2 protein-coding genes are annotated in these 2926 nt (G+C 62.4%); both read right to left on the reverse strand.

The genetic code is table 11. The annotated features are described in order from the left end of the window. Nucleotides 1–248: 248 nt before the first annotated feature. On the reverse strand, nt 249–2087 hold the full coding sequence (locus tag ABY454_RS12160; RefSeq protein WP_372931012.1) for a glycoside hydrolase family 15 protein: 1839 nt from the start codon (nt 2085–2087) through the stop codon (nt 249–251). Between the two features lie 12 nt (nt 2088–2099). After that, entirely contained in the window at nt 2100–2867 is a 768-nt protein-coding gene (locus ABY454_RS12165) for an SDR family NAD(P)-dependent oxidoreductase (RefSeq protein WP_372931014.1), read from the reverse strand. Between the last annotated feature and the right edge of the window lie 59 nt (nt 2868–2926).

Genomic DNA, 2926 nt, shown 5'->3' on the forward strand with positions numbered 1-2926 from the left:
ACGACGAAAGTTTGACGTTGCATGGCGAGCCAAGGCAGCCATGGCAGGCGATGCAGCGTGCGTTGAAGATGGGCTGGATCTCGGCGGTGTAGTCGGGCGCTGCCGACCTTGCGGCCGGCTCCTCCGCTGGTCCAGTTGTGGTGGATGCCGCGAGCAAGGCTGAGGCGATGAGCATAGCGCGCGCCGCACCGCGTGCCCTGAAGCGTAGCCGATGTTCTGGTTCGGGGGAGGGTGCGTTCATCCGGGCACTAGGTACTGGGTGCCGCAGCCGACTCTTTCGCATCTGTGCCTTCCTCGGTATCGCAGCGCTGCTCGACAGGCCTGCCGTCGCGGCCGAGATTGCTGGCGCTGTTGACGAGGGCTAGGTGCGAGAAAGCTTGTGGGAAGTTGCCGCAAAGGCGCTTGGCAGTGGTGTCGTACTCCTCGCTCAAGAGTCCGACGTCGTTGCGTAAAGCCAGGAGCCGCTCGAACAGCTCAACCGCATCCTTCTGGCGGCCCATCATGAGATAGGCATCCACCAGCCAGAAGCTGCAGGCGAGGAACATGCCTTCTCCCGGGGGAAGGCCGTCATTGGCTTTCGATGTGTCGTAGCGTTGGACCAGGCCGTCCTTCATCAGCGTCTTCTCGACCTGTGCCACCGTTCCAATGACGCGGGGGTCGGTGGCTGGCAGGAAGCCGACGGCCGGAATCAGCAGCAGACTCGCATCGACCTCTTTGGAGCCGTAGGAGCGCATAAAACTCTTGAGGTCCTTGTCGTAGCCCATATCGCAGACTTGTTTATGAATGGCGTCCCGCGTTTTTCGCCAGCGGGCAATCGGGCCCCTCAGCTTGAAGCGTTCGGCGCTACTGATGGAGCGGTCGAAGGCGACCCAAGCCATGACCTTGGAGTAGACGAACTGCTCCGGGCCGCTGCGCACCTCCCAGATGCCGTCGTCCGGCTGATGCCACATCTCTTCGAGTTGCTCGACGATGGCGAGCTGAAGCTCCCAGCCGGATTGTTCCGGTGCGAGGCCGCCTTTACGGGCCTGATGCAGCGCGTCGAGCAGCTCGCCATAGACATCGAGTTGGACCTGGTCATGCGCCGCATTGCCGACGCGCACGGGCGTCGAGTTCTCGTAGCCCTTGAGCCAGGGCAATTCGATCTCGTAGAGCCTGCGCTCGCCCGCGATGCCGTACATAATCTGCATCTGCTTCGGGCTGCCTGCGACCGCGCGCAGCAGCCACTCGCGCCAGGCGCGCGCCTCCTCGTAGTAGCCGGTGTTCATGAGCGCGAGCAGGGTCAGCGTCGCATCGCGTACCCAGCAATAGCGATAGTCCCAGTTGCGCGGTCCGCCGAACTGTTCGGGCAGCGATGTCGTCACCGCGGCGACCACGCCTCCTGTCGGGGCGTAGGTCATCGCTTTCAGCGTAATCAGCGAGCGCTTAACGATGTCCGCGTATGGACCCTCTGCATTGCATTGAGATGTCCACCCTCGCCAATATTGTTCCGTTTTCACGAGCAGGCCCTGAGGGTCGGCCTCGGGCGGCTCAGGGATGTAGGACTCCGTGTAGGTGAGCGCGAAGGTTTCCCGCTTGCCAGGCTCCACGGTGAACTTGCCTACGGTCCGGAAGTCCTCGCCGCGCAGTTTGACGGAAGACTGGAGCACGACCCTGTTGGGGCCTGCGACCGCGCGCAAGCGTCCGTCCCGTAGCATGGTGACCCAGGGAACCTGTTCGCCGTAGCCGAAGCGCACCACGAATTCGGTTTCGAATTCGACCTTACCCTCTTCACACTCGACGAAGCGGATGATGTGCGGATGCGGCTCAACCGGATACATAAAGTCGGTGAGCGTGGCGGTTCCGGTCTTGGTCTCGAAGCGTGTTTCCAGGATCAACGTGTCGGGCCGGTAGCGGCGCGTGATCTTCGCGTTCGGGTCGGTTGCCGCAATCCGCCAATGGCCGTTTTCCTCAGTCCCGAGGATTGCCGCGAAGCAAGCTTCGGAGTCGAAGCGCGGCAAACAGAGCCAATCGATTGACCCGTTGCGACCGACCAGTGCCGCGGTCTCGCAGTCGCCAATCAGGGCATAGTCTTCAATGGGGAGCGTCATGGCGGTGCGCGGCTAGAGGCCGGGGCTGCTTTGCATCAGGCCGCCGTCGGCCATGATGGTGGTGGCCGTGAGGTAGCTGGCGCCATCGCCGGCAAGGAAGGCGACCACGCTGGCGATCTCCTGAGGCTTCGCCATGCGGCCGAGCGGGATGGCGGCGTCCAGCTTCTTGAGCTTGGCCGGATCGTCCATGGTGCTGGTGTTGATCGGCGTCTCTACCGCGCCGGGCCCGACACCGACACACAAGATGTCATGGGGCGCGAGCTCGACGCCCGCGGTCCGGGTCAGCATCCGCATGCCGCCTTTGGATAGGCAATACGCCGTATTGCCGGGCATCGGCCAATCCTCGTGCACCGAGGTGACATTGATGATGCGGCCGCCGCCGCCTTGCTTCAGCATTTGCTTGGCGGCGAGCTGGGTACCGAAGAACGCGCTCTTGAGGTTGATGTTCAGAACGGCGTCGTATTGATCCTCGGTTGTGTCGAGGACCGAGGTGCGAGTCTCGATCCCCGCATTGTTGACCAGGACGTCCAAGCGCCCGAACTTGCCGACAGCCGCGCCGACCAGCTTTTCGAGATCGCCGATCTTGCTGACATCGGCGTCGACGCCGATGCACTTGTCGCCAAGCGCTGCAACCTTGCGCTCCAGCTCTTCGGTCGCCTCGGGGTGAGCCACATAATCGATGACGATGCTGGCGCCACGCCGGGCCAGCTCAAGAACAATCGCCTGGCCAATGCCTGTGTTGCCACCAGTAACGATCGCGACCTTGTTCTTTAAGGGCATAGATGATGCTCCATGGAGTGGATGACTTTCATACTCCACTAACGCTGAAAAGCGTAACG

The organism is Methyloceanibacter sp. (assembly GCF_041573655.1).
Lineage (GTDB): Bacteria > Pseudomonadota > Alphaproteobacteria > Rhizobiales > Methyloligellaceae > Methyloceanibacter.

What these genes read in the sequence shown, in the direction of transcription:
- ABY454_RS12160 (WP_372931012.1), bottom strand. Translation starts at nt 2,087, where the DNA reads ATGACGCTCCCCATTGAAGACTATGCCCTGATTGGCGACTGCGAGACC.
- ABY454_RS12165 (WP_372931014.1), bottom strand. Translation starts at nt 2,867, where the DNA reads ATGCCCTTAAAGAACAAGGTCGCGATCGTTACTGGTGGCAACACAGGC.